We start from the raw sequence: 20,209 nt of genomic DNA, 5'->3' as shown, positions 1-20,209 counted from the left end.
CGCGATGACAGCTTGCTTGGGGCGCGAAGACCTATTCCGCCGCCTGCAGCGCGGCTTGCGGCTTTTTCGGCGCGATCCAGAACGCGGCCGGGCGCTCGAACAGGAAATTGGCGCCGAGCATAAGCGCGATCCGCCAGATGGCAATGGCCCCGGCGACGCCCACGACCGTGACGATCAGCGAGATGGTCCCGATATCGGGGATCAACCCTGACCGCAGTAACAGCGTCCGCGTCGCGGCCATCGGCAGGAAAAACGCCAGATAGATCACGATCGAATGCCCGCCGCAAAAGCGCAGGAAATTCAGCCAATGCGCCCGCGCCAGTAGCGTGCCCAGGATGACAATGGCGCAGGCGCCGCAAAGCCCGAGCAGCAGCGAAACAACCGGCCATTCGCTCAAACCTGAGGCCACCAGGCCGCCATTGAGGAGCGCCCAGAGCGCCAGTCCGGCAAGCGCCAGCGCAGGATGCGCCCGCGCGCGATCGGACAATGCGAACACATAGCCGGCGAACAGGTAGCCGGAATAGAAATAGACGAAGCGCGCGCAGAACTCGTCGATCACGGTCCAGCCGGTCGCGACATGTGCGCTCTCCAGCAGGGCCAAAACGACCCAGACCAGGAGCGGCGGTAATTTGCGCGCAGCTTTCGTCACGACAAAGAACAGCGGCAGCAGATAGATGAACCACAACGTGCCGAACGGCTCGATGAAGGATTCCAGGTAAAGGTAGCCGACATGGGCCCAGCTGGTCTCGGCGGCGAAGCCTGGCGCCTTGAAGCCGAACTGGATCGTCACCCACAACACGTAAAAATAGGCAAAATGCACGACCTTGCGGTCGAGATAGGTCCGCCAGTCGCGGTCGATGACAACTGACAGGAACAGGCCCGAGATCAGGAAGAAATCCGGCATCCGGAACGGTTTGGCGAACATCACCAGAAGATGCATGAAACCGGTCTGGCCGGCGGCCAGTTCGACGCCCAGCACCGAATGCATCATCACCACCATGACGATGCAGATGCCCTTGGCGTAATCCACCCAATCGACGCGCCCGGGCACTGAGCCCGCGAAACGCTCGGTGAGGGCGGATGTGCCGTTTCCAGTCATCGGTGTCCCTTTTCGGCGCGCCGTTGCGGCATCATCGGACCGTTAGGTTTCATTCTCCTTTATTCATACAAATGACATGCCGATTTCCGGAACCTTCCCCTTTCCCCCGGGGGCGGAAATGCTTTAAGACGCGCTCGAATTCTTAACGATGACGGGCAAGGTGATTTGATGCGCATCGCCATGATTGGCACGGGCTATGTGGGGCTGGTTTCCGGCGCCTGCTTTGCCGATTTCGGCCACCAGGTCACCTGTGTGGACAAGGATGGCGACAAGATCGCGGCGCTGCGCCGCGGCGAAATCCCGATTTTCGAGCCCGGTCTCGACGCGCTGGTTAACTCCAATGTCAAGGCCGGACGGCTCGATTTCACCACCGACCTCGCCGCGCCCGTCGCCGATGCCGATGCCGTGTTCATCGCGGTCGGAACGCCGTCGCGGCGCGGCGACGGCCACGCCGATCTGAGCTATGTCCACGCTGCCGCGCGCGAGATCGCCGCCGTGCTTTCCGGCTTCACCGTGGTGGTCACCAAATCGACCGTGCCGGTCGGCACCGGCGATGAGGTCGAGCGGCTGATTCGCGAAACCAATCCGTCGGCGGACGTCGTGATCGCCTCGAACCCGGAATTCCTGCGCGAGGGCGCCGCGATCCGGGATTTCAAATTTCCCGACCGCATCGTGATTGGCACCTCGGACGAGCGCGCGCGCAAGGTGCTCGGCGATGTCTACCGGCCGCTGTCGCTCAACAAGGCGCCGTTGATGTTTACCGCGCGGCGCACCGCGGAACTGATCAAATACGCGGCCAATGCGTTCCTCGCCACCAAGATCACCTTCATCAACGAGATCGCCGATCTCGCCGAAAAAGTCGGCGCCGACGTGCAGGAAGTCGCGCGCGGCATTGGGCTCGACAACCGGATCGGCTCGAAATTCCTGCATGCCGGCCCGGGTTTTGGGGGCTCCTGCTTTCCCAAGGATACCCGCGCACTCGTAAAAATCGCGCTCGATCATGACGTGCAGTTGCGGATCGTCGAAGCCGTGCTCGCGGTCAACGACAACCGCAAGCGCGCGATGGCGCGCAAGGTCTCCAGTGCCGCCGGCGGCAGCCTGCGCGGCAAGACGGTCGCCGTGCTCGGTCTCACCTTCAAGCCCGACACCGACGACATGCGCGAGGCGCCATCGATCCCGCTGGTCACCGGACTGCTCGACCTCGGTGCCAAGGTGCGTGCGCACGATCCGGTCGGCATGGAACAGGCGCGGCGCGAACTGCCCGACATCGAATATTGCGACGATCCCTATGCCTGCGTGCGCGGCGCGGACGCGATGGTGGTGGTGACCGAATGGGTGCAATACCGCACGCTCGACCTGGATCGCCTGAAGCGCGAACTGGCCCACCCCTTGGTCGTCGATCTCCGCAACATCTACCGCCCCGAGGACATGGCCGCGCTGGGATTTATCTATGAGAGCGTCGGGCGGGGGCTTGAGCCAAGGAAGTGATGCCTGTCTTACCTCGCCCCGCTTGCGGGGAGAGGTCGGATCGCCTCGGCGATGCCAACGGGTCGCGCGAACGCGCGCCCGATGACAGGCTCCGCATCGTCCGGTGCGATCCGGGTGAGGGGGAGCTTCCGCAGTTGAGACGCTAGAATTCGCGGATAGGGCCCCTCACCCCAACCCTCTCCCCGCAAGAGCGGGGCGAGGGAGCATGAACGGATGAATTTTTGCCCCGCTCCTTCGACACCCCCCTCCCGATCGACGCCGTCCTCGACGATCTCGCACGCACGCTGGCCGGCCAAAACGCCGCCGTGCTGGTGGCGCCGCCCGGCGCCGGCAAGACCACGCGGGTACCGCTGGCGCTGCTCGATGAGCCCTGGGCGAACGGCAAAAAGATCGTCGTGCTGGAGCCGCGGCGGATTGCGGCCCGTGCCAGCGCCGAGCGCATGGCGCACACGATCGGCGAGCGCGTCGGCGAGACCGTCGGCTACCGCGTCCGCTTCGGCTCAAAGGTGTCGCGCGCGACCAGGATCGAAGTCGTCACCGAAGGCATTTTTTCGCGGCAGATTCTCGACGATCCGGAATTGTCAGGCGTGGCCGCCATCCTGTTCGACGAATTTCACGAGCGCTCGCTCGACGCTGATTTGGGCCTGGCGCTGGCGCGCGATGCGCAAACCGGCTTGCGCGAGGACCTGCGCATCCTCGTGATGTCGGCAACGCTCGACGGCGCTCGCGTCGCAAAATTGCTTGGCGAGGCACCGGTGATCGCGAGCGAGGGCCGCGCCTATCCGGTCGAGACGCGTTATCTCGGCCGAAAAGCCGATGCGCCGCTGGAGCGGCAGATGGCGGATGCGATCGCAACCGCACTGCGCGCCGATCCCGGCTCGGTGCTGGCGTTCCTGCCGGGTGCCGCTGAGATCCGCCGCACCCAGAATTTTCTCGCCGAGCGTGTCCACGATGCGAGCATCGAAATCGTGCCGCTGTTCGGCGCGCTCGACGCCAGTGTGCAGGACCGCGCCATCGCGCCGGCGCCGAAAGGACGCCGCAAGGTGGTGCTGGCGACATCGATCGCGGAGACGTCGCTGACCATCGAAGGCGTCAGGATTGTCGTCGATTCCGGCATGGCGCGGGTACCGCGTTATGAGCCGGATATCGGGCTGACGCGCCTGGAGACCGTGCGCGCGGCGCGCGCCGCGGTCGATCAGCGCCGCGGCCGCGCCGGCCGCACTGAACCCGGCGTGTGCTATCGGCTATGGGATGAGCCGCAGACCGCCTCGCTTGCGGCCTACACCCAGCCCGAAATTTTGAGCGCCGATCTTTCGTCGCTCCTGCTCGACCTCGCGCAATGGGGCGTCAGCGATCCCGCAACGCTGGCGTTCCTCGATCCCCCGCCGGTGCCCGCGCTGAAGGAGGCGCGCAGCCTGCTTCGTGAACTCGGCGCGCTCGATGCCGACGGCCGGATCACGGCGGAAGGCAAAAGCCTGCGCGCCCTGGCGCTGCCGCCGCGGCTGGCGCGCATGATCGTGGATTCGCATCGGCTCGGCGCGGGCGAGGAGGCTTCGGAGATTGCCGCCGTTCTCACCGAGCGCGGGCTCGGCGGCGACAGCGTCGATCTCGATTATAGGCTCGATCAGTTCCGCCGCGACCGCTCGCAGCGCGCCTCCAGCGCGCGCAGCCTCGCGCAGCGCTGGGCCTCGCAGGTGGCAGCCACCGAGGGCGCTCTTTCTTCTCCCGCCCCCCTTGCGGGGTCCGAGGCGAGCGAAGCTCGCTCTCGAGGTCGGGGAGAGGGGGCCACAACGGTGGTCCGAGTTCGGGGCACCCCCTTCCCCGACCCCTCCCCGCAAGGGGGAGGGGAGCGGAAGGACTTCCGCCCGCCTGACGAACCCTCTACCGGAATCATGCTCGCGTTTGCGTTTCCCGACCGCGTCGCGCGCAACCGCGGCAATGGCAGTTTTGTGCTTGCGAATGGGCGGGGCGCCGCGGTCGAGCAGACCTCAGCACTGGCGCGCGCGCCCTATATCGCGGTCGCCGAACTCACGGGAACTGCTGCCCAGGGCCGCATTCTGCTGGCGGCGCCGATCATGCAAGGCGAGATCGAGCAGCACTTTGCGGATCAGATCGAGAGCGCGGACGAAGTTTCGTTCGATCGCAATGCAATGGCCTTGCGCGCGCGTCGGAAAAAGACATTGCATGCGATCACGCTGTCGGAAGCGCCACTGGCGCTATCGCCCTCGGCGGAAACTGCGCGCGTGCTGGCCGATGGGCTGATCGCCGCCGGCCTCGACAAACTGCCTTGGTCAAAGCCGCTAAAGCAGTGGCGCGATCGCGTGATGTTCTTGCGCAAGGCCGAGGCAGAAACTCCACAGAATCTTTGGCCCGATTTGAGCGATGGCGCGCTCGCGGAACAGCGCGAGGCATGGCTGGTGCCGGCGCTCTATGACAAGATTTCGCTGAGGGAGTTTTCGCCCAGTGATCTGTCGGATGCGCTGATGTCGCTATTGCCGTGGGAATTGCGCGCGCGGCTGGAACGCGAGGCGCCGACGCATTTCGAGGCGCCGACCGGCACTCAGCTTGCGATCGACTATGAGGCCGAGCAGGGGCCGACCATTGCAGTCCGCTTACAGGAATTGTTCGGGCTCAACACCCATCCGTCGATCGCGAAAGGCGCGGTGCCGCTGGTGCTCGAACTATTGTCGCCGGCGCACCGCCCGGTGCAGGTGACGCGCGATCTGCCCGGGTTTTGGCGCGGCAGTTATGCGGCGGTACGTTCCGATCTGCGCGGGCGCTATCCCCGCCATCCCTGGCCGGAAGACCCGGCCAGCGCGATGCCGACGCGCCGGGTCAAGCCAAAGGGGACGTGACTCTATCGCTCCCTCGCCGCGCTCTTCGCGGGGAGAGGGTTGGGGTCATTTGCGCTAGGTTAAGCGTGCGTTGAGATAGTCGCATTGTTTTCGGCGTCGGCGCGGTGGCTCACAGAGGTGACGACGGATTTTGGTGAAGAGGTTGCAGACAGTTTGCCACAGGAGTGGGCCGCGAATGGCGGCGCAAATGGTGGCGAGGGCTATCTTCATGAGACGCCAGCGCGATGGGCTTGCGCGTGGTGCCGGGTCCAGAGGGGGAAGAGTCCGGGACTTGCCCGGCAATCTGTTCGGCGATGATGGCGACGATCAGCCTTGCGTAGATCCATGCTCGCGCGAGTTCAGGCTTCTTGGCCGGCAGCAGATCGAGGCCGGCCAGGCTTTTGAACCTTTTGAACGCCAGCTCGATTTGCCAGCGAAAGCGATAAAGGGCGAGGATCTCGGACGGCGGGAAGGCGGCGACCGGCAGCGAGGTCAGGAGAAGAATGTACTTCGCCGCCTCGAGACTGCGCGGGTCGGGTTGCCGGCCGCGCTTCTTGGCGTCTTTGAGCAGACGCTTCTGCTCGGCTTGCGCCTGTTCCGGGTCCTTGCGTCGGATAATGAGGCGCAGCATCAGCGGCTCCGGTGGTGGAGACCCCGTGATGCCTTCGTGGATGCGAACCTGCACCTCGCTTAGCTGTTCGGCCTGAGCGGCAAGTGCGGCAAAGAGATCGAAAGGCTCGCCGTTCGCCTGCAACAGGCGTAACGAGTTCCAGCCGGTCCGCACGATGAAGTCTGCACCGGCCTCCACCACGGGCCGCAGATCGCGCGGTCGCGCATAGTAGCGATCACCCAGCACGATATCGCCCGGCCGGTAGGTGAGGCGCTGAAGGTTCTCGGCACCATACCCGTCGGTCAACTCGAGCTGATCGACTTGACCCGTTGCCAGGTCGTAGCCGACATGCAGGCGCCATGTCGTGCGGTCAGCTCCCGGTTGGCAGATCGACGTTCCATCCAATGCACGCAAGCGATACCCGGCCCAGCGTCCAGCGGGTACTTTTGCCTGTTCGGCAATCAGCGCAGCCACAATGTCGCCGAGCCAAGGCGCTGCTTTGCACAGCCGATCGAGCAGGGATGGGTCGGACAAGCTGACGATCCCGCCGGCCTCAGCCCACGCACAGGTCTCGCGCAGCGACATTCCGAGGCCTCCATAGGCCAGCGCCAGCCGCAACAGCGTTTCAGCGTTCTTGATTTCCCGCGCCCGCGTGAAGGCGCCTCGCGCCCGCGCCGTTGCTTCCACGTCAAAATCCGCCGGAAGGCGCGCGCTCACCTCCGGCCAGTGATCCAAAATCTCAGGGCGAATCTTCATCCCAAGCTTGAATCATATCGCGATTCCTTGTGTCCAGAGCTAAACCTAGCGCAAATGAGGGTTGGGGTGAGGGGCTGTTTCCGCGAATGGTGAAGCACAAATTATGCGCAGACTCCCCCTCACCCGGATCGCATCCGTCGATGCGATCCGACCTCTCCCCGCAAGCGGGGCGAGGTAAGCGCCCCCGTTAACCCTTCGCTCATCCTTTTCGCCAAAATGGCGGCCGCTGCCTCAGCCGCTAGTCGCGGTTTGGCGGCAGGCGTGGTGATATTGCCGATCTCATCGAGTGTGGCGTGATGCGTAACATTATGATTTTTGCCGCGATCATGATCGGCCTCGGCACCTTCATGGCGCAGATGGCGGACAAGATGACTCCGGCCCCCGCGGCCGCTACCTCCGCGCGAAAAGTCGCGCCCGTCGAAACGGTCGGACAGGCCGGCTCTCGCAGTCTCGACATTCCCCGCGACTCCCGCGGTCATTTCCAAACCCAAGGCCGCATCGACGGCCAGCGCCTCGATTTCATGGTCGATACCGGCGCGTCGGTGGTGGCGTTGAACGAAAAATCGGCGGCGCGGTTCGGCCTGCGTCCGACCCGCGGCGAGTTTAACGCGCCCGTCACCACCGCCAACGGCACCATCAAGGCGGCGCGCGCGCGGCTTGCGATGGTCGATATCGGCGGGCTCGTGGTGCGCGACGTCGATGCCATGGTGCTACCCGACGAAGCGCTGTCGGAGAACCTGCTCGGCCTGTCGTTCTTGTCGAAGCTGAAACGGTTTGAATACGCCAACGGCAAGATGGTACTGGAACAATAGTTCCGCCGCTGCCAATCCGCCGTAATTAATCGCCACAAGCGGGCTGTCCCACCTTCCTTCGCGCCGGCGCATTCGCTAAGGCTGCGGCACGCTGCTTGCAGCGTCTTGCGAACGTGCAGCGTTTCACGAAAAGGTCATGTTGATGTTTCCAAAGCCGAAATCCGTGCTGGTTCCGAATACCTACGCTTACGAATCCGAGCCGATGGTGAAGCCGACCGGCTTTCGCGAATATGACGCGCGCTGGCTGTTCGGCAAGGAAATCAACCTGATGGGCATTCAGGCGCTGGGCATGGGGTTGGGCGCGCTGATCGCCGAACTCGGCGCCAAGCAGGAGGTCGTCACCGGGCATGATTTCCGCGGCTATTCGGCCTCGATCAAATACGCGCTGATTTCGGGATTGCAGGCCGCGGGCTGCAAGGTCCACGACATTGGCCTGTGCATGACGCCGATGGCCTATTTCGCACAATTCGAGCTCGACGTGCCCTGCGTCGCGATGGTGACGGCCTCGCATAACGACAATGGCTGGACCGGCGTCAAGATGGGCGCCAACCGGCCGCTCACCTTCGGCCCCGACCAGATGACCCGCCTGAAAGAGATCGTGCTCAATGCCGAGTTCAAGAACAAGGCCGGCGGATCCTATCAGTTCCACGAGAATTTCCCGGCCCGCTACATCGCCGATTTGACCAATCGGGCGAAACTGAAGCGCAAGCTGAAGGTCGTGGTCGCCTGCGGCAACGGCACCGCGGGCGCGTTCGCGCCACAGGTGATGGAGGCGATCGGCTGCGAGGTGGTGCCGCTCGACACCGAACTCGATCATACCTTTCCGAAATACAATCCCAATCCCGAAGACATGGAAATGCTGCACGCCATCCGCGACGCGGTGCTCGCGCACAAGGCCGATGTCGGCCTCGGTTTTGACGGTGACGGCGACCGCTGCGGCGTGGTCGACAACACCGGCGAGGAGATCTTTGCCGACAAGGTCGGCGTGATGCTGGCGCGCGACATGTCGGCGATCCACAAGGACGCGCAATTCGTTGTCGACGTCAAGTCGACCGGACTGTTTGTCACCGATCCGGTGCTGCAGAAGCAGGGCGCCAAGACCACCTATTGGAAGACCGGCCATTCCTACATGAAGCGCCGCACCAACGAATTGGGCGCGCTGGCGGGGTTCGAGAAGTCAGGTCATTTCTTCTTCAACAAGCCGTTCGGCCGCGGCTATGACGACGGCCTGATCTCGGCGATCGCGGTGTGCGAGATGCTCGATCGCGCGCCCGGCAAGTCGATGGCGGATTTGAAGGATGCGCTGCCGAAAACCTGGTCGTCGCCGACCATGTCGCCGCATTGCGCCGACGAGACCAAATACGGCGTCGCCGATGCCGTGGTGAAGCATTTCGAGGCGCTGCAGAAAAAGGAAGGGAAAGTGGCGGGGCAAAAGATCCGCGATCTCGTCACCGTCAACGGCGTGCGCGTGACGGTGGAGGATGGCAGCTGGGGCCTGGTGCGGGCGTCATCGAACAAGCCGGAGCTGGTGGTCGTGGTCGAGAGCCCGGTTTCCGAGCAGCGCATGCGCGACATGTTCGAAGCGATGGATTCGGTGCTGCGCACCCATCCCGAGGTTGGGGAATATAATCAGAAGATTTGATTTTCGGGGACGCGCCGCGCGCCACACCTTCAACCGTCATACCCCGCGAAAGCGGGGTATCCAGTACGCCGCGGCTTCTCGATTAAATGACCAACGTCTCTGGAATACTGGATCGCCCGCCTTCGCGGGCGATGACAATTGTGCTTGCGGGGTGAGGGAGCCCGACGAGCCTACGCCGCTGCCGGCACCGGCAATGCGGTGACCGACTTGATCTTCTCCATCGCGAAACGCGACGTGACGTTCTTCAGCGGCACGGCGCCGATCAGTTTTTTGTAAAACACGTCGTAGCTCTGCATGTCCGCGGTCACGACGCGCAGCATGTAGTCGACGTCGCCGGCCATCCGGTAAAACTCCATCACCTCGGGCATCGCGCTGACGGCGTCCGCAAATTTCTTCAGCCATGCCTCCGAATGATCGGCGCTCTCGACCGAGACAAAGACGGTAATGCCGAGCCCGATCTTGTTCTGGTCGACCAGGGCGACCCGGCGCAGGATCACGCCATCGGCTTCCAGCCGCTGGATGCGCTTCCAGCATGGCGTTGAGGATAGTCCGACCCGGTCGCCGATCTCGGCAACCGAGAGGGAGGCGTCTTCCTGAAGCACCGTCAGGATCTTGCGGTCGATGGCATCGAGGCGGCGATTGTGCTCGTGAATCTGAACGGCGAGGTCGGACATGGGAAGAATTGTTCCAATTATGGGGCCTAATACCCTCATATATAGAAAATTCTTCTAAAGCAAGCCCATTATTGGGGCGTCCGCGCCGGGCTGGCCGGCTGGCCCTGGCTCAAAAGCTCCGCGACTTCAGCACGTTGCGGGGCGGCGAAAGCGCCGCCGAAACGGGTGCATTTCAGCGCTGCTGCGGCCGAAGCAAACCTCAGCGCCTCCGGAATATCCTGGTTCTCGGTGATGGCGAGCGTGAAGGCGCCGTGGAACACGTCGCCCGCACCCAGCGTATCCACGGTATGCACCGGGAAGGCCGGCGTCTGCTGCAGGTTCTGATTTTCGTCGAGCCAAATCGTGCCCTGCGCGCCGCGGGTACCCGCCAGGAATGACGGCGTCAGTTTTGCGATTTTCTTCAGCGCCTCGCCGTCGTCGGCGACGCCGGCCGTTTCCTGCAACGGCTCGCTCGAGAACACCAGATGCGACGACGCGGTCAAGAGCCCCTCGCGCAACGACATCGCGCGATCGACGTCGACAATGACCGGAATGCCGCGCCGGCGGGCCTCGACGCAGAGCTCGGTGCAGAATGGCGCGCAGCGGCTCTCGGTCAGGATGGCGTGGCAATCCCTGAGCAATTCGTCGGTGTCGGGCAGATGCACCTTCCACAATTGCGGATCGCGGAAGGTCACGATGGTGCGTTCGCCGGAAGGATCGATCATGATATTGGAGATCGCCGTCACCAGGCCCGGCATGTGCACGATGTGCTTGGTGTCGATGCCTTCATGCGCCATCTTCTCGAAAATATAGCGGCTCGCGGTTTCCTTCGCGTCGCCCATCGGGCCGCAGATCGAGGCCCGGCCGCCGAGCCGCGCGATCCCGATCGCGCCATTAAGCGCATTGCCGCCGCAGATTTCGTCGAAATGCGTGGCGTGCTCCTTGGAGCCGCGCGCCGGCAGGCCCGGCACGCGAAACGTCAGGTCGCGCACCGGCATACCGATGCACAGGATGCGCGGGGGAATCTTTGGCGCGGCAGCGTGAAAGTTCATGGGCTCGCTCATCATGTCCGTGCTGCCCCCTGACGGAACCTGATCTCAGCTGTTAATCGATGAACCATGGCGGGGTTCCAGCTATGCGCGCGTGCCGAGGTCGATCTGCAGCCAACGGCCGACTAAATGATGGGCAATGGCAAACGGGTGCGGCCCGGCGAGGCCGTCGGGATGCTGTCTTTTCAGCATCAGGGTTGCTTCGGTGCGGTCGAACCAGCGCGCGTCCTCGAGCTCGGTGCGGTCGACAATGATATCCTCATTGGTGGCGCGCGCGGTGCATCCGATCATCAGGGATGACGGATAGGGCCAGGGCTGCGTCATATAATAATTCACGTCGGTGCAGCGGATTCCACTTTCCTCGAAAATCTCACGCCGGACCGCGTCCTCGATGGTTTCGGCGGCTTCGACAAAGCCCGCCAGGCACGAATACATGCCGGCGGGAAATTGCTTCTGCCGACCCAGCAGGCATTTGTCGCCCGAGGTCACCAGCATGATCACGACAGGGTCGGTGCGTGGAAAATGCTCGGCCTTGCAATTCGGGCATTCGCGCTTCCAGCCGCCTTCCTTCATCGCGGTGCGGGTTCCGCAATTGGCGCAATAGCCGTGGCGCTGATGCCAGTTCACCATCGATTTCGCCATTGCGATCGCCGAAAGCTGGTCGGGCGGCACCACGCCCTGCATCGCCATGCCGCGCAATTCGGTCACGGCGACGTCGTCGCGGGTCATCAATTTCTCTATGGCCGCGGCCGCGATGCCCATGCCGAACACCGCGGCGCCGTCGCGCAGGCCCAAAAAGATCGTGCCGGGATTGGCGCCGAATTTCAGTGCCTCGTCGACGGTGAGCAGCGCGCGGGGACTGCCGGCCTCCTGCTTCACCACCAGCGAGTCGCGGTACACCACATAGGCGCGGGCGTCGCGGTTGCCTTCCAGCGTCATGAGCTTTGCGTCGTCATTGCGCAGATGCGCGGCGCGATCGAGGATGTTGCTGACGAAGGCCGGTCGCCCCAGGGGAAAGGAATCGAATGCTGTCATGAGTTCAACCAAGCCAGATTTTGCGGCGAAGCGCGCTGATGAAATGTTGCACCTCCTCGGCGTCGTGCGCGAGCGGCGGCATCACCCCCCAGACCGGGCGCGGCCAGGCGGCATCGCTGGAACGGCGGGCGATGATATGGACGTGCAGTTGCGGCACCAGATTGCCGAGCGCTGCGATGTTGAGCTTGTCGCATTTTGTGATTTCTTTCAGCGCGCGCGCGACGCGGGAAATCTCCGTCATCAACTGGGCCTGCTCGACCTCGGCGAGGTCGATGATTTCCGCGACATCAGGCCGGCGCGGCACCAGGAGCAGCCACGGGTAATGCGCGTCCTTGATCACCAGCACGCGGCACAGCGGCAGGTCGCCGATGTCGATAGTGTCCTCTTTGAGCCGTGAGTGCAGCGACCAGGCGGGAGTATCGGAAGGCATGTGGGTTCCTGGTGCGTCCATCGTTTACCGATGGCTTCGGTTTGACGTGGCCTGAAACGGACACCGCTCCTTACGTCATACCAAGGCGTCATCATCCGCGAAAGCGGATGATCCAGTATTCGGCGGCCTATCAATTTATCGATAGTGCCGTAGGTACTGGATACCCCGCTGGAGCCTGTCATCGGGCTCGCCGAAGGCGAGACCCGGTGGCGGGGTATGACGGGATGGGGTGGCTTGCTTTCCGCGCCTTTTGGCCCCAAATAAGGGCCGGGAGATTGGCGGTGGACGAGCCACTCGCCAACCGGGTCAGGTCCGGAAGGAAGCAGCCCTAACGAGGTCCGGATCGGGTCGCTCGTCAGTCTCCTACCTGTTTTTTCGAGCGAATCGCGCCAAGATGGGCACTCCCCGTGCGGCGCTCGAATTCGCCGCTTCATTCCGCAAAGCCGGCTTCGAGAGACAATCAGAGTTGCGGATCGATCGATGACCGACGCTGGCGCTTCCTTAATGTCCCCAACCGATCCCGACAGCACCCAGCAAGGCGGTTCCGCCGGCCAGCATTATCGGGTGCTGGCGCGCAAATACCGCCCCTCCAGTTTCGAGGATTTGATCGGCCAGGACGCCGTGGTCCGCACCGTTTCGAATGCGTTCGAGACCGGACGGATCCCGCAGGCCTGGATCCTGACCGGGGTGCGCGGGGTGGGCAAAACCACGACCGCCCGGATTCTAGCTCGCGCGCTGAATTACGAACTGCCTGACGGCTCGGTGAAGGGGCCGACCATCCACATGCCCGTTCTGGGGGTGCATTGCCAGGCGATCATGGAAAGCCGGCACATGGACGTGCTGGAGATGGACGCGGCCTCCCATACCGGCGTCGACGACGTGCGCCAGATCAACGACAGCGTGCGCTATGCGCCGGCGAGCGCCCGCTACAAGGTCTACATCATCGACGAAGTCCACATGCTGTCGACGGCGGCGTTCAACGCCTTCCTGAAGACGCTGGAGGAGCCGCCGGAGCACGCCAAGTTCGTGTTCGCCACCACCGAAATCCGCAAAGTCCCGGTGACGGTGCTGTCGCGCTGCCAGCGGTTCGACTTGCGCCGGGTCGAGGCCGACGTGCTGATGAAGCACCTTGCCAATATCGCGGCCAAGGAAAACGTCGAGGTCGAACCCGAGGCACTCGGCATCATCGCCCGCGCCGCCGAAGGCTCGGTGCGCGATTCGCTCTCGCTGTTCGACCAGGCGATCGCGCATGCCGCGGGCCTGGTGCGGGCCGACGCCGTGCGGCAGATGCTCGGCCTTGCCGACCGCACACGGGTGATCGATCTCTTTGATTCGCTGGTTCGCGGCGATATCGCCAGCGCGTTCAAGGAATTCCGCGAGCAGTATGACACCGGCGCCGACCCGATCGTGGTGCTGTCCGATCTCGCCGAATTCGTCAACTTCGTCACGCGCGTCAAGATCGTGCCGGCGACGGCGGACAATGTCGCCTTCGGCGAAACCGAGCGCGTGCGCGCCCGCGATTTTGCGTCAAAGCTCTCGATGCGGGTGCTGTCGCGGATGTGGCAGATGCTGCTCAAGGGCATTACCGAGGCGCAGGCCGCGACGCGCCCGGCAGCTGCCGCGGAAATGGTGCTGGTGCGGATCGCCTATGTCGCCGATATGCCGACCCCGGACGAAGCGATCAAGATGCTCGAGCAGAATGGCGGCGCCTCGCCGGTTGTTACTGGCAACGGCGCCTCGCGCGGCGCGCCGGCCGCGCCGGTGTCGGCGATGCAATCACCGGCGCCGCGCTCGGCCGCGGCCGTGCCACGTGCCGGCGCCGAGGCCTCAGCGCGCCCGCAGATGGTCGCACCGCCGCCGGAGGCGCAGTCCGCGCCCGCAGCGCTTCGGATCGCGAGCTTTCCGGAACTCGTGGCGCTCGCCGCCGAAAAGCGCGATCTCCTGACCAAAGGCGCGCTGGAGTCGGATGTCCGTCTGGTCCGCATCGAGGACGGGCGGCTCGAGGTGGCGCTGGAGCGCAGCGCCGCGCGCACCCTGATCAACGATTTGTCGCGAAAGCTCGAACAATGGACCGGCCGGCGCTGGACCGTGATCGTGTCCAACGAGGCCGGTCAGCCGACGCTGCGCTCGCAGATGGAAGTCGAGCGCAGCCAGCGCGAGCGCGCCGCCGAAGCCGATCCGCGGGTAAGGGAAGTGCTGGCGCGCTTTCCCGGCGCCAAGGTGGTCGAGGTCCGCAAGCTTGCCCCCGAGCCGCCGGAATCCCATGTTAACGGGGAAGACACGGTCGAGAATTCCGATGGCGACGATCAATAGCGATTTCAGAGGAACGGTTCATGGCTGATTTTCTCGGCATGATGAAGCAGGCGGCGCAGCTGCAATCGAAGATGCAGGCGATGCAGGAGGAACTCGGCAATGTCGAGGTCGAGGGCATTTCCGGCGGCGGCCTGGTCAGCGTGCGCATGACCGCGAAGATGGAAGTCAGGGGTGTCAAGATCGACCCCTCGCTGATCAAGCCGGAGGAGCGTGAAATCCTCGAGGACCTACTGGTGACCGCGCATAACGATGCGCGTCGCAAGGCCGAACTGGCGATGCAGGAAAAGATGCAGGCGCTGACCGGCGGCTTGGGTCTGCCGCCGGGCTTGGGCCTCACCTGAGATGGCCACAGCCGTTGCCGGTCCTGAAATCGAACGCCTGATCCAGCTCCTGGCGCGGCTGCCGGGGCTCGGCCCGCGTTCGGCGCGGCGCGCGGCACTGCATCTGATCAAGAAGCGCGAGGCACTGATGACGCCGCTTGCCGGCGCGCTGCAGGTGGCCATTGATAAGATCCAGGTCTGCAAGAGCTGCGGCAATATCGACACGCAAAATCCCTGCACGGTATGCACCGACCCGCGGCGCGATCCTTCGATCATCGTGGTCGTCGCCGACGTCGCCGATCTCTGGGCGCTGGAGCGCGCCCATGCCAGCAACGGGCGCTATCACGTGCTCGGCGCGACCTTGTCGCCGCTCGACGGCGTCGGCCCGCAGGACCTCACCATCGATGCGCTGGTGGCCCGCGCGCATGATCCGCAGGTGACGGAGATCATCCTCGCTTTGAACGCGACCGTCGACGGCCAGACCACGGCGCATTACATCACCGACCTCCTGCAGGAGGCGGGCGTCAAGGTGACGCGACTTGCCCACGGCGTGCCGGTCGGCGGCGAGCTCGATTATCTCGATGAAGGCACGCTGTCGGCTGCGATGCGGCAGCGGACATTGTTCTAGCAACCAGATACGGAAATAGGTGACATGACGAAACGACTTTTCGCCATACGGTTCGCTTTGGCCGCAGTCCTGGCGGCGAGTTCAGCCGCGCCTGCCGCCATGGCGCAGCAGGCCGAGCCCGCGCCGAAGGCGGCCAAGCTGATCAATGCCGGCGACGTGCTTTCCGGAGAGCTCAATGCGCTCCGCCTGCGCGGCGCCAAGAAGGGCAAGCGCGCCGCAACCTATCAGCTCACCAGCGAGCCGCGCCGGCTGCCGCCGCCGAACGGCCTGTGCGGGCTGGAAACCGGGCCTGAGACGTTTCAGATCGTCACCAATAGCGACGCCCAGGCGGCGCAATTGAAAAATTTCGTCGGCAAGGAAGTCTCGCTGAAAGTCGACGAGGTCGCCTGCGCGCAAGACGCCGGCGAGATGAGCGAAGCCGTGGTGACGAAATGGAGCGTGGTGACGAAGCATTGAGGGCACGGTGTTACCCAATTCACTGCTGTCATCGCCCGGCTTGACCGGGCGACCCAGTACGCCGCGGCCTCTCGATCTATCGCAAGCCTTTGGAATACTGGATCACCCGCCGGAGCCTGTCATCGGGCGGCGCTAAGCGCCGACCCGTTGGCGGGTGATGACGACGGGGGTCTCCAGCTCCGCAAAATGCCCGCGCCGCTGCAGCCAGGCCAGCAGGATCAGGCTCGGGATCGCGACCACGACGCAGATCGCGAAAAACAACGGCCAGCCCGTCGCCTTCGCCACATAGCCCGCGCCTGAGGACAAATAGGTGCGCCCCACCGCGGCAAGCGCGGTGAGCAGCGCATATTGGGTCGCGGTGTGCAGCGGGTTCTGGCACAGCGCCGACAAATAGGCGACGAAGATCACGGTACCGATGGCGCTGGTGAAATTTTCCGCGCTGATGGCGAGCGCCAGCGCCCATTCGTTGACGCCGACCAGCGCCAGCCAGGAGAACGACAGGTTGGCGACCGCCTGCAGCACGCCGCCGATCCAAAGGCTGGCGGCAAGCGAATAGCGCCGCGCGACAAAACCGCCGGCAAAACCGCCGATCAGGGTCGCGGCGAGGCCGACGCCCTTGACGATCGCGGCATAGTCGTTGCGGGAAAAACCAAGGTCGATCACGAACGGCGCGGTCATCGTGCCGGAGAACGCGTCGGTGAATTTGAACAGCACCACGAAGGCGAGCGCCGCGAGCGCGTCCTTGCGGCGCAGAAATTCGGAGAACGCGCCGACCGCGGCATGGATCACGCGCGCAAACGCGGTCTCGGTGCTGGTGGCGGCTTCCGCGCGTGCCGATTGCTCGGGCTCGGTGGCGGATAGCGCCGTGCCGGTGCCGATCAGCACCAGCGCCGCCATCGCCACATAGCCCCACATCCACGCTGAAGCGCGCGGGAGGCCGGTCGATTCGAATGCGCTCACCAGAAACAGCGCGCCCGCGGTCGAGACCAGCATGCCGATCCGATAGGCCGCGACATAGGAGGCCATGCCGGCGGCCTGCTCGCTTTCCGGCAGGCTCTCGACCCGAAACGCATCGACCACGATGTCCTGCGTTGATGACATCGCCGCCACCGCCAGCGCGCCAAGCGCGACGAATAGCGGTGAGCGCGCCGGATCGGTCAGCGCCAGCAGCAGGATCGCGACAATCAACAGCAGTTGCGAAAACACCAGCCAGCCGCGGCGGCGGCCGAAGGCGCGCGTGAACAACGGCACATGCAGCGCATCGACCAGCGGGGCCCACAGGAATTTCAATGTGTACGGCGTGCCCACCAGCGCGAACAGGCCGATGGTCCCGAGATCGACGCCTGATTCGCGCATCCATACCAGCAGCGTCGACCCCGACAGCGCCAGCGGCAGCCCGGAGGAAAATCCGAGCAGCAACACGATCAGCACCCGCCGTTGCAGATAGACGGCAAGACCATCGCGCCAGGAGGCGCGGGGCGTTGGCGTAGCGATTGTCGGTTCGGACGCGGCTTCAGGGGCAGTCATGCAAAGGGTGTTAGCAGATTCGGGCAAAAAAGACTGTCATCGCCCGGCTTTCTAATTTACTCGGTGTCATCGTCCGCGAAGGCGGACGATCCAGTATTCCAGAGGTGGCTGATGGGAGCACGAAGCTACTACGTCTACATACTCGCCAATCGCATCGGCGGCACTCTTTACATCGGCGTGACCAACGATCTTGTTCGTCGGGTCTACGAACATCGTCAGAAGCAGGTGGAAAGCTTTACGAAGAAATATGGGGTCGACAGGTTGGTTTATTTCGAACAGTTCGATGATGCCGAAAACGCGATTAAGCGCGAGAAGCGACTAAAGAGGTGGAATCGAGCCTGGAAAATTCGGCTGATCGAGGAACACAATCCCAATTTGGGACGATCTGTATTCGAGCATAGCCGGCGCATAGGTTCTCGCCATCATACCTCGTCCGTCATACGCCGCTAAGGCGAGGTATCTACTACGCCGCGCCCCGCGAGATTAGGCGAGACGTCACGGAGTACTGGATCGTCCGCCTTCGCGGACGATGACACCTGAGTAGTCGTCAAGCCCGGTCAACCGGGCGACGACAGCCGTTTGAAGAGTGGCAGCGGGGAGCCCTACTCCCCCGCCTGCAGCTTCCGGGGAACAGGAAACAACTCCGGCCCGGCCGGCTTGACCAGCCGCGGCGGCTCCGCCGGTTCCTTGCTGAAATCCAGTTCCTCGATCCGGCCCGCCCGCTTCTCGATCTTGTCGGCGGAAATCAGGATCTGCCTGATATCCTCGTTGGCGTCGGAGAAATGCTTCTGCAGCTTTAATACGCGATCGCGCAACCGGCCGAGATCGTCGCCGAGGTTCAGCACCTCGGTGCGGATCTGGTCGGCGGCGTCGCGCATCCGCGCGTCCCGGTGGATCTGCTGCATCACCTGGATCGCCAGCATCAACAGCGATGGCGATACGAGCACCACGCGGGCGCGATAAGCCTTCTGGATCACGTCATCGAAGCTGTCGTGGATCTCGGCGTAGACCGATTCCGACGGCACGAACATCAACGCGGTGTCCTGGGTCTCGCCCGTGATCAGATATTTCTCGGCGATATCGCTGACATGCTTCATGACGTCGGCGCGCAGCCGCTGGGCGGCGAATTTTTTCGCCTCATCGGTGCGTGCATCATGCAGCGCGGTCACCGCCTCCAGCGGGAATTTCGCGTCGATACAAAGCGGCCGCTGGTCGGGCAAAAACACCACGCAATCCGGCCGTTTGCCGGTCGAGAGCGTGTGCTGGAACTCGTAAGAGCCCTTCGGCATGCCGTCCTGGACAATCGCCTCCATCCGCGCCTGGCCGAACGCGCCGCGCGATTGCTTGTTGGCGAGCACGTCGCGCAGCGTCGTCACCTGCGAGGTCAGGTCGGTCAGATTTTTATGCGCATTGTCGATGATGCCGAGCCGCTCGTGCAGCACGCGCAAGCTATCCATCGTATGGCGCGTGGTCTGTTCCATGGACTGGCCGACGCGGTGGGTCACCGAATCCAGCCGCTCATTGACCGCGCGCGCCATCTCGGCCTGGCGGCCGGCCAGCACCTGCCCCATCGCATCGACGCGGACGGAGTTTTCGCTCTGGGCGCGGAGCATTTCGGAGAGCCGCTCCTCGAGCTCGTCGGCTCGCACCGCCTGGGCCATCGCCAGTTCCGCGCCGCGCCGGCCGGAGCGTGTGATCACGATGACGATAATCAGGAGCAGGACCAGCGCCAGGCCGCCAAAACCGATCAGCGCCGCGCCGGTTCGGACCGGCAGGTCGCCGGCCATAAAGAGGATCTCGTTCATGCCGCCCTTGTAGCCGATTCGGCCTTGAACGCGAACGAAGAGCGAACATTTATGGTTAACCGAACCCTAATTTTCGTGGTTAACCATCGCTTAAAAAACGTGGTTAACGAACCCTTGACGCGCGGGAACAGCGCATTGACCCCGGCAAATCAACCGCTTAAATCGCCCGCCATGGCTATCCGAGAAATCATCATCCTCCCCGACAAGCAGTTGCGGCTGGTCTCGAAACCCATCGAGAAGGTCACGGCCGAGGTGCGCAAGCTCGCCGATGACATGTTCGAGACCATGTACGACGCGCCCGGAATTGGCCTCGCCGCGATCCAGGTCGCGCAGCCGCTGCGGCTGATCACGATGGATCTGGCCAAGAAAGAGGAAGACGGCGAGACCAAGCCGCGGCCGCGCGTGTTCATCAATCCGGAGATTCTGTCCTCGTCGGAAGAGATGTCGGTTTACGAGGAAGGCTGCCTGTCGATCCCGGAATATTACGAGGAGGTGGAACGGCCGGCGAAAGTCCGCGTGCGCTTCACCGATCTCGACGGCAAGGTGCATGAGGAGGACGCCGAGGGCCTGTTCGCGACCTGCATCCAGCATGAGATCGATCATCTCAACGGCGTGCTGTTCGTGGATTATCTGTCGAAATTAAAGCGCGACCGCGTGCTGAAGAAGTTTGCCAAGGCCGCGAAGAGGGCAGCGGAGTAGGGTTCGAGTCCCCCTCTCAGCCGTCATGCCCGGGCTTGTCCCGGGCATCCACG

At 63.8% G+C, this 20,209-nt stretch carries 17 protein-coding genes, 1 other RNA gene and 1 pseudogene; 11 read left to right on the top strand and 8 right to left on the bottom strand.

What is annotated here, in order from left to right:
• Positions 1-31 precede the first annotated feature (31 nt).
• Positions 32-1,099, bottom strand: a complete 1,068-nt coding sequence (locus B5526_RS15840) for an acyltransferase family protein (protein WP_079539353.1) — start codon at positions 1,097-1,099, stop codon at positions 32-34.
• 168 nt (positions 1,100-1,267) lie between these two features.
• Here B5526_RS15840 and B5526_RS15835 point away from each other — a divergent pair, with 168 nt between their 5' ends.
• Both B5526_RS15835 and hrpB read left to right on the top strand, forming a co-directional pair.
• A complete protein-coding gene (locus tag B5526_RS15835; protein ID WP_079539351.1) occupies positions 1,268-2,587 on the top strand; it encodes a UDP-glucose dehydrogenase family protein in 1,320 nt (439 codons plus the stop codon).
• 221 nt (positions 2,588-2,808) lie between these two features.
• Positions 2,809-5,442, top strand: coding sequence for an ATP-dependent helicase HrpB (gene hrpB, locus B5526_RS15830; RefSeq protein ID WP_079539349.1), 2,634 nt, complete (start codon positions 2,809-2,811; stop codon positions 5,440-5,442).
• A gap of 109 nt (positions 5,443-5,551) precedes the next feature.
• Here the strand turns inward: hrpB and B5526_RS15825 are convergent, their stop codons facing one another.
• Positions 5,552-6,787 (bottom strand): IS4 family transposase, encoded by a 1,236-nt coding sequence (locus B5526_RS15825; protein WP_079538188.1) that lies wholly within the window; start codon positions 6,785-6,787, stop codon positions 5,552-5,554.
• A gap of 296 nt (positions 6,788-7,083) precedes the next feature.
• Here B5526_RS15825 and B5526_RS15820 point away from each other — a divergent pair, with 296 nt between their 5' ends.
• Together B5526_RS15820 and B5526_RS15815 are read left to right on the top strand one after the other, a co-directional pair.
• Positions 7,084-7,599 (top strand): TIGR02281 family clan AA aspartic protease, encoded by a 516-nt coding sequence (locus B5526_RS15820; protein ID WP_079539348.1) that lies wholly within the window; start codon positions 7,084-7,086, stop codon positions 7,597-7,599.
• Between the two features lie 142 nt (positions 7,600-7,741).
• On the top strand, positions 7,742-9,241 hold the full coding sequence (locus B5526_RS15815; protein ID WP_079545027.1) for a phosphomannomutase/phosphoglucomutase: 1,500 nt from the start codon (positions 7,742-7,744) through the stop codon (positions 9,239-9,241).
• A 170-nt stretch (positions 9,242-9,411) separates the two neighbouring features.
• Here the strand turns inward: B5526_RS15815 and B5526_RS15810 are convergent, their stop codons facing one another.
• From B5526_RS15810 to B5526_RS15795, 4 genes are all read right to left on the bottom strand, one after another.
• Positions 9,412-9,915: an Lrp/AsnC family transcriptional regulator gene (locus tag B5526_RS15810; RefSeq protein WP_079539347.1), complete on the bottom strand. Its 504-nt coding sequence runs from the start codon at positions 9,913-9,915 to the stop codon at positions 9,412-9,414.
• A 68-nt stretch (positions 9,916-9,983) separates the two neighbouring features.
• Complete coding sequence (locus tag B5526_RS15805) at positions 9,984-10,946, bottom strand: sugar kinase (protein WP_079545026.1); 963 nt, start codon at positions 10,944-10,946, stop codon at positions 9,984-9,986.
• Positions 10,947-11,027: 81 nt separating this feature from the next.
• Positions 11,028-11,978 carry an NAD(+) diphosphatase gene (gene nudC / locus B5526_RS15800; protein ID WP_079545025.1) on the bottom strand — a complete coding sequence of 317 codons (951 nt, stop codon included), beginning with the start codon at positions 11,976-11,978 and terminating at the stop codon, positions 11,028-11,030.
• Positions 11,979-11,982: 4 nt separating this feature from the next.
• Entirely contained in the window at positions 11,983-12,408 is a 426-nt protein-coding gene (locus tag B5526_RS15795) for an HIT domain-containing protein (RefSeq protein WP_079539346.1), read from the bottom strand.
• A gap of 270 nt (positions 12,409-12,678) precedes the next feature.
• Here B5526_RS15795 and ffs point away from each other — a divergent pair.
• The 5 genes from ffs (at position 12,679) to B5526_RS15770 (ending at position 16,125) form a co-directional block, all read left to right on the top strand.
• Positions 12,679-12,775, top strand: an RNA gene (gene ffs, locus B5526_RS15790) — signal recognition particle sRNA small type.
• A 113-nt stretch (positions 12,776-12,888) separates the two neighbouring features.
• A complete protein-coding gene (locus B5526_RS15785; protein WP_079539344.1) occupies positions 12,889-14,721 on the top strand; it encodes a DNA polymerase III subunit gamma/tau in 1,833 nt (610 codons plus the stop codon).
• 20 nt (positions 14,722-14,741) lie between these two features.
• Complete coding sequence (locus tag B5526_RS15780; protein WP_079539342.1) at positions 14,742-15,062, top strand: YbaB/EbfC family nucleoid-associated protein; 321 nt, start codon at positions 14,742-14,744, stop codon at positions 15,060-15,062.
• Between the two features lies 1 nt (position 15,063).
• Complete coding sequence (recR, locus tag B5526_RS15775; protein WP_079539341.1) at positions 15,064-15,669, top strand: recombination mediator RecR; 606 nt, start codon at positions 15,064-15,066, stop codon at positions 15,667-15,669.
• A gap of 24 nt (positions 15,670-15,693) precedes the next feature.
• A complete protein-coding gene (locus B5526_RS15770) occupies positions 15,694-16,125 on the top strand; it encodes a hypothetical protein (RefSeq protein WP_079539339.1) in 432 nt (143 codons plus the stop codon).
• Between the two features lie 132 nt (positions 16,126-16,257).
• Here B5526_RS15770 and B5526_RS15765 read toward each other — a convergent pair whose 3' ends face one another.
• Positions 16,258-17,652 carry an AmpG family muropeptide MFS transporter gene (locus B5526_RS15765; protein ID WP_079539338.1) on the bottom strand — a complete coding sequence of 465 codons (1,395 nt, stop codon included), beginning with the start codon at positions 17,650-17,652 and terminating at the stop codon, positions 16,258-16,260.
• Between the two features lie 111 nt (positions 17,653-17,763).
• Here B5526_RS15765 and B5526_RS15760 point away from each other — a divergent pair.
• A pseudogene (locus B5526_RS15760) lies at positions 17,764-18,064 on the top strand (GIY-YIG nuclease family protein).
• 190 nt (positions 18,065-18,254) lie between these two features.
• Here B5526_RS15760 and B5526_RS15755 read toward each other — a convergent pair.
• Positions 18,255-19,457 (bottom strand): DNA recombination protein RmuC, encoded by a 1,203-nt coding sequence (locus B5526_RS15755; protein WP_079539336.1) that lies wholly within the window; start codon positions 19,455-19,457, stop codon positions 18,255-18,257.
• A 171-nt stretch (positions 19,458-19,628) separates the two neighbouring features.
• Here B5526_RS15755 and def point away from each other — a divergent pair, with 171 nt between their 5' ends.
• Positions 19,629-20,156, top strand: a complete 528-nt coding sequence (gene def / locus B5526_RS15750; RefSeq protein ID WP_079539334.1) for a peptide deformylase — start codon at positions 19,629-19,631, stop codon at positions 20,154-20,156.
• Positions 20,157-20,209 lie beyond the last annotated feature (53 nt).

The organism is Bradyrhizobium lablabi (assembly GCF_900141755.1).
GTDB classification, from domain to species: domain Bacteria; phylum Pseudomonadota; class Alphaproteobacteria; order Rhizobiales; family Xanthobacteraceae; genus Bradyrhizobium; species Bradyrhizobium lablabi_A.
This window is presented reverse-complemented; position numbering and strand designations above follow the sequence as displayed.

What these genes read in the sequence shown, in the direction of transcription:
- B5526_RS15765 (WP_079539338.1), bottom strand. Translation starts at nt 17,652, where the DNA reads ATGACTGCCCCTGAAGCCGCGTCCGAACCGACAATCGCTACGCCAACG.
- B5526_RS15835 (WP_079539351.1), top strand. Translation starts at nt 1,268, where the DNA reads ATGCGCATCGCCATGATTGGCACGGGCTATGTGGGGCTGGTTTCCGGC.
- B5526_RS15805 (WP_079545026.1), bottom strand. Translation starts at nt 10,946, where the DNA reads ATGAACTTTCACGCTGCCGCGCCAAAGATTCCCCCGCGCATCCTGTGC.
- B5526_RS15770 (WP_079539339.1), top strand. Translation starts at nt 15,694, where the DNA reads ATGACGAAACGACTTTTCGCCATACGGTTCGCTTTGGCCGCAGTCCTG.
- B5526_RS15825 (WP_079538188.1), bottom strand. Translation starts at nt 6,787, where the DNA reads ATGAAGATTCGCCCTGAGATTTTGGATCACTGGCCGGAGGTGAGCGCG.
- B5526_RS15820 (WP_079539348.1), top strand. Translation starts at nt 7,084, where the DNA reads ATGCGTAACATTATGATTTTTGCCGCGATCATGATCGGCCTCGGCACC.
- def (WP_079539334.1), top strand. Translation starts at nt 19,629, where the DNA reads ATGGCTATCCGAGAAATCATCATCCTCCCCGACAAGCAGTTGCGGCTG.
- B5526_RS15785 (WP_079539344.1), top strand. Translation starts at nt 12,889, where the DNA reads ATGACCGACGCTGGCGCTTCCTTAATGTCCCCAACCGATCCCGACAGC.
- nudC (WP_079545025.1), bottom strand. Translation starts at nt 11,978, where the DNA reads ATGACAGCATTCGATTCCTTTCCCCTGGGGCGACCGGCCTTCGTCAGC.
- B5526_RS15780 (WP_079539342.1), top strand. Translation starts at nt 14,742, where the DNA reads ATGGCTGATTTTCTCGGCATGATGAAGCAGGCGGCGCAGCTGCAATCG.
- B5526_RS15840 (WP_079539353.1), bottom strand. Translation starts at nt 1,099, where the DNA reads ATGACTGGAAACGGCACATCCGCCCTCACCGAGCGTTTCGCGGGCTCA.
- recR (WP_079539341.1), top strand. Translation starts at nt 15,064, where the DNA reads ATGGCCACAGCCGTTGCCGGTCCTGAAATCGAACGCCTGATCCAGCTC.
- B5526_RS15755 (WP_079539336.1), bottom strand. Translation starts at nt 19,457, where the DNA reads ATGAACGAGATCCTCTTTATGGCCGGCGACCTGCCGGTCCGAACCGGC.
- B5526_RS15815 (WP_079545027.1), top strand. Translation starts at nt 7,742, where the DNA reads ATGTTTCCAAAGCCGAAATCCGTGCTGGTTCCGAATACCTACGCTTAC.
- B5526_RS15795 (WP_079539346.1), bottom strand. Translation starts at nt 12,408, where the DNA reads ATGCCTTCCGATACTCCCGCCTGGTCGCTGCACTCACGGCTCAAAGAG.
- B5526_RS15810 (WP_079539347.1), bottom strand. Translation starts at nt 9,915, where the DNA reads ATGTCCGACCTCGCCGTTCAGATTCACGAGCACAATCGCCGCCTCGAT.